Origin of the sequence: Pseudomonas tehranensis (assembly GCF_014268615.1) — a bacterium.
In the GTDB taxonomy this organism is placed as follows: domain Bacteria; phylum Pseudomonadota; class Gammaproteobacteria; order Pseudomonadales; family Pseudomonadaceae; genus Aquipseudomonas; species Aquipseudomonas tehranensis.
The window spans coordinates 1-4423 of the sequence record NZ_JABWQV010000338.1 but is presented as its reverse complement, the minus strand read 5'-3'; the positions used below and the strand labels follow the sequence as shown (position 1 = coordinate 4423).

Sequence of the window (4423 nt, the reverse complement as noted above, 5' to 3'; positions counted from 1 at the left end):
CCTTCGCGAGCAAGCCCGCTCCCACAGGTTCGGTGATCTACCTGAGACCTCAGACCTCGACCTCAGAAACTTGGCACGACCGCAACGGCCTGCGGTCAATGATTTCACAGACCAACGGATTCGTGGCCAAGGACCTTTTTCATGCCCGACACCCCGCCGCCGGATGCGTTGCCGGCCGACCTGCATTATGTCGATGACACCGCCCCCGGCATTACCCGCAGGAAGGTGCGGGGCAAGTTCTGCTATTTCGACCCCCAGGGCCAGCGGATCACCGATGCGGCTGAAATCCAGCGCCTCAACGCCCTGGCCGTGCCGCCGGCCTACACTGACGTATGGATCTGCACCGACCCGCGCGGTCATCTCCAGGCCACCGGTCGGGACGCCCGTGGGCGTAAGCAATACCGCTACCACCCACGCTGGCGCGAAGTGCGCGATGCCGACAAATACTCCCGCATGCTGGAGTTCGGCCGCGCCTTGCCGCGCTTGCGCAAACGCCTGGAGCAAATCCTGGCCACACCCGGATTCAGCCGCGACAAGGTCATGGCCACGGTTATCACGTTGCTGGACGTCACCCTGATCCGGGTCGGCAACCCCCAGTATGCCCGGGACAACCGCTCCTACGGTCTGACCACCCTGCGCAGCAAGCACGTCGAGGTCAACGGCAGCGCCATTGCCTTCCAGTTCCGTGGCAAGAGCGGCGTCGAACACCAGATCACCGTGAAAGACCGGCGTCTGGCGCGGATCATCAAGCGCTGCCAGGAAATTCCCGGGCAGAACCTGTTCCAGTACCTGGACGATAACGGCGAACGCCACTCCATCAGCTCGTCCGACATCAACGCCTACCTCAAGAGCCTCACCGGAGCGGACTTCACCGCCAAGGACTACCGCACCTGGGCCGGCAGCGCCGCGGCGCTGGCGGGGCTGCGATTGCTGTGCTGGGAAACCGAGAGCGAGGCCAAAAAACACCTCGCCGAGATGGTCAAGCAAGTCGCTCGGCAACTGGGCAATACACCCTCCGTCTGTCGTAAATGCTACATCCATCCCGCCGTGGTGGAGGGTTTCCTGCTGGGTTCGCTGAGGGAGCTGCCCAACCCCCGGGTCCGCAAAGGCCTCAGCGAGGAGGAAGCCGCGCTGGCGATGTTCCTGCAACGCATGGCCCAGACTGCCCAAGCGTGCTGAGCCCGGCGAACGACACCTGCGCGAACGCCAACATCCGGCCACAAACGAGGAACATCCGCGCACCTGCGAACTCCCAACTGTACGGCGCCACCGCTGCGCAGACAGTTCAACAGGAAGTCGACAGGAGGTTGAAATGTCCGAACACATTGTCCATTTTCATTGCCAGATCGATCAGGGAACGACCGAGCGCTTCCGGGACAACTGCCTGGATGCTATTGAAAAAGGCGCCGACTCACTGATGCTTAACCTCTCGACGATCGGTGGCAGTACCAACTTCGGCTTTACCCTCTACACCTTCATCAAATCCCTTCCGGTGCCGGTGCGTGCCGTGAATGCCGGCAATATCGAGTCCATGGGCATCATCATGTACCTGGCCGCCAGCGACCGCACCACCACGCCTCACTCACGCTTTCTGATTCACCCGATGAACTGGTATTTCGGCCAGAAGTCGGTGGATCACTCGCGTTTACGGGAATACCTGTCCAGCCTGGACAACGACGTGGCGCGGTACGTGGAAATCTACGTCAAGGAAACCGCCGGCGCCGCCACTCAGCTGGACATTTTCAAATGCCTTTGCGCCGAAGAACGGGTCATCCCGGCCGAAAACTCTTTGGCCTTCGGCATTGCGCACCGGGTCGAGCAAGTGGTTTTCCCGGCGGATGCCAAGCATTGGAAAATCAGTGGTGGCGAGGACTAGCGACCCCGTCTGGTCCATTCGCGCCGTTCGTCACCCGACGAACCGTTTTCATTAAACTTTTGCCGGCCATTTCCTTTCCCAAATTATGCGAGGCTCGTTGCTCGCGTAACCAAAATGAGGATGCTCGAAATGGCCAGTAATAAAAACCAAGGCAACTTCGCAAATGATCGGGAAAAAGCATCGGAAGCCGGCAAGAAAGGCGGCCATGCATCGGGCGGCAACGTTGCAAATGATCGTCAGAAAGGCTCTGAAGCGGGCCGCAAAGGAACTGACCGCAACCAAGGCGCGGGCAGAAAATCGTAACCTTGAAAATCGCCGGGGCGCACGCCTTCTGCGCCCCGGCGCTTAACCTGTCATTGCCCTGGGGCGTCGATCAGCGCCCGCTATAAGCCTTTTTCACCGTGTCGATCCAGATCGGGTCCAGCCGAGCTTGCTCGCTGTCGAGATTGAGCGCCTGCATCCTTGCCAGATGCTCATCAGCCTCGCGGGCGAGTGAGCCCTGGGCGCTGGAGTTGGCGTCCAGCTGATGCATCTGCGTCAATCCCAGATGATAAAACCGTAGCAGCTTCATGGCGGCCACGTCCTGGGCCTGCACCCCGGCCTGCACCTGGTGCATCACATTGGTGATGCTCATCAAGCTGCGCTTGAGCTGCCAGCCGTACACCGCTGCGGCCATCCACGGCTGCGACCAGAAATACAGGCGCATCAAGGCGACCATCACCAACACCGCGGCAATCACCCCGCCGAGATTGAAGCGGAAATTATCCCCCCCGGGCGTGCCGAACAGCATCACCGAAAGGCTGGACAACAGCATCGCCAGTGCCAGGAACGTCACGGCGACGATGAGGGTACTGCGTCGGGTCTGGCGTCGGTAGACTTCGGCGTCCCACGGCTTGAGCTCGAACATCGCGGTGCAATTTCCTTGTGCGGCGTAAAAAAAGTCCCGCATTATCGCCTGCCCGGTGGATTTAGCTATGCTGGGGCTCATTTTGTGTTGCAACCGACCCGAAGGATCCGGATCAAAGTCCATGGCGATACCGCAAGGATCGTGCGATCTTTCTGTGTGGACGTTTTTTTCAAGATGCCGTCGTTGTGAGTACGGCATCGTTTTCAAGGAAAGCTGAATGAATCAAAGACATGTAATCAACGCCTCGGTCAGCCCGAAGGGCAGCCTGGAGACTTTGTCCCAGCGCGAAGTCCAGCAACTGAGTGAAGCCGGTTCCGGCAGTATCTATACCCTCTTCCGCCAGTGCGCCCTGGCCATTCTCAACACCGGCGCCCATGTCGATAACGCCAAGACCATCCTGGAAGCCTACAAGGACTTCGAGATCCGTATTCACCAGCAAGACCGGGGCGTACGCCTGGAACTGCTGAACGCCCCGGCCGACGCCTTCGTCGATGGCGAAATGATCGCCAGCACCCGTGAGATGCTGTTCAGCGCCCTGCGCGACATCGTCTACACCGAGAACGAACTGGACAGCCAGCGCATCGACCTCAGTTCCTCCCAAGGCATCAGCGACTACGTCTTCCACCTGCTGCGCAACGCCCGCACATTGCGCCCTGGGGTGGAGCCAAAAATCGTTGTGTGCTGGGGCGGCCACTCGATCAACACCGAAGAATACAAATACACCAAGAAAGTCGGCCACGAACTGGGCCTGCGCAGCCTGGACATCTGCACCGGCTGCGGCCCGGGCGTGATGAAAGGCCCGATGAAAGGCGCCACCATCGCCCACGCCAAACAGCGCATCCACGGCGGCCGTTACCTGGGCCTGACGGAGCCAGGCATCATCGCCGCCGAAGCGCCGAACCCGATCGTCAATGAGCTGGTGATCCTGCCGGACATCGAGAAGCGCCTGGAAGCTTTCGTGCGTGTGGGTCACGGCATCATCATCTTCCCGGGCGGCGCCGGCACGGCGGAAGAGTTCCTCTACCTGCTGGGCATTCTCATGCACCCGGCCAACCAGGACCTGCCCTTCCCGGTCGTTCTTACCGGGCCCAAGAGCGCCGCGCCGTACCTTGATCAACTGCATGCCTTTGTCGGTGCGACCCTGGGCGAGGCTGCACAGAAGCATTATCAGATCATCATCGACGATCCGGCCGAAGTGGCGCGGCAGATGACCCAAGGGCTCAAAGCGGTCAAACAGTTCCGCCGCGAACGCAACGACGCCTTCCACTTCAACTGGTTGCTGAAAATCGACGAAGGCTTCCAGCGTCCGTTCGACCCGACCCACGCCAACATGGCCAGCCTAGGCCTGAGGCGTGACCTGCCCGCCCACGAACTGGCCGCCAACTTGCGCCGAGCGTTCTCGGGGATCGTGGCCGGTAACGTCAAGGACAAGGGCATTCGACTGATCGAAGAACACGGCCCCTACGAGATCCACGGCGACGCCGCCATCATGGAACCCCTCGACCGGCTGCTCCAGGCCTTCGTCGCCCAGCACCGCATGAAACTGCCGGGCGGCGCCGCGTATGAACCGTGCTATCGCGTGGTGACCTGACCGATTCTGAAGGTTGTCACCCCCCTGTGGGAGCGGGCTTGCTCGCGAA

Annotated in this window: 5 protein-coding genes; 4 read left to right on the top strand and 1 reads right to left on the bottom strand. The window is 60.8% G+C overall.

The annotated features are described in order from the left end of the window. Positions 1 to 141 precede the first annotated feature (141 nt). The 3 genes from HU811_RS25385 to HU811_RS25375 all read left to right on the top strand — a co-directional run bounded on the left by HU811_RS25385 (position 142) and on the right by HU811_RS25375 (position 2179). Positions 142 to 1179, top strand: a complete 1038-nt coding sequence (locus tag HU811_RS25385; RefSeq protein WP_186658763.1) for a DNA topoisomerase IB — start codon at positions 142 to 144, stop codon at positions 1177 to 1179. Positions 1180 to 1312: 133 nt separating this feature from the next. Beyond that, positions 1313 to 1876 carry an ATP-dependent Clp protease proteolytic subunit gene (locus tag HU811_RS25380; RefSeq protein ID WP_092399009.1) on the top strand — a complete coding sequence of 188 codons (564 nt, stop codon included), beginning with the start codon at positions 1313 to 1315 and terminating at the stop codon, positions 1874 to 1876. A gap of 129 nt (positions 1877 to 2005) precedes the next feature. Further along, entirely contained in the window at positions 2006 to 2179 is a 174-nt protein-coding gene (locus HU811_RS25375) for a con-10 family general stress protein (protein WP_186658760.1), read from the top strand. 70 nt (positions 2180 to 2249) lie between these two features. Here the strand turns inward: HU811_RS25375 and HU811_RS25370 are convergent, their stop codons facing one another. Beyond that, complete coding sequence (locus HU811_RS25370; protein WP_092399013.1) at positions 2250 to 2783, bottom strand: DUF3087 family protein; 534 nt, start codon at positions 2781 to 2783, stop codon at positions 2250 to 2252. A 217-nt stretch (positions 2784 to 3000) separates the two neighbouring features. Here HU811_RS25370 and ppnN point away from each other — a divergent pair, with 217 nt between their 5' ends. Continuing rightward, positions 3001 to 4374, top strand: a complete 1374-nt coding sequence (ppnN, locus tag HU811_RS25365; protein WP_047227654.1) for a nucleotide 5'-monophosphate nucleosidase PpnN — start codon at positions 3001 to 3003, stop codon at positions 4372 to 4374. Positions 4375 to 4423: the final 49 nt, after the last annotated feature.

Bases quoted from the DNA above. Each gene is read 5' to 3' on its own strand.
- HU811_RS25385 (WP_186658763.1), top strand. From the start codon at position 142: ATGCCCGACACCCCGCCGCCGGATGCGTTGCCGGCCGACCTGCATTAT.
- HU811_RS25380 (WP_092399009.1), top strand. From the start codon at position 1,313: ATGTCCGAACACATTGTCCATTTTCATTGCCAGATCGATCAGGGAACG.
- HU811_RS25375 (WP_186658760.1), top strand. From the start codon at position 2,006: ATGGCCAGTAATAAAAACCAAGGCAACTTCGCAAATGATCGGGAAAAA.
- HU811_RS25370 (WP_092399013.1), bottom strand. From the start codon at position 2,783: ATGTTCGAGCTCAAGCCGTGGGACGCCGAAGTCTACCGACGCCAGACC.
- ppnN (WP_047227654.1), top strand. From the start codon at position 3,001: ATGAATCAAAGACATGTAATCAACGCCTCGGTCAGCCCGAAGGGCAGC.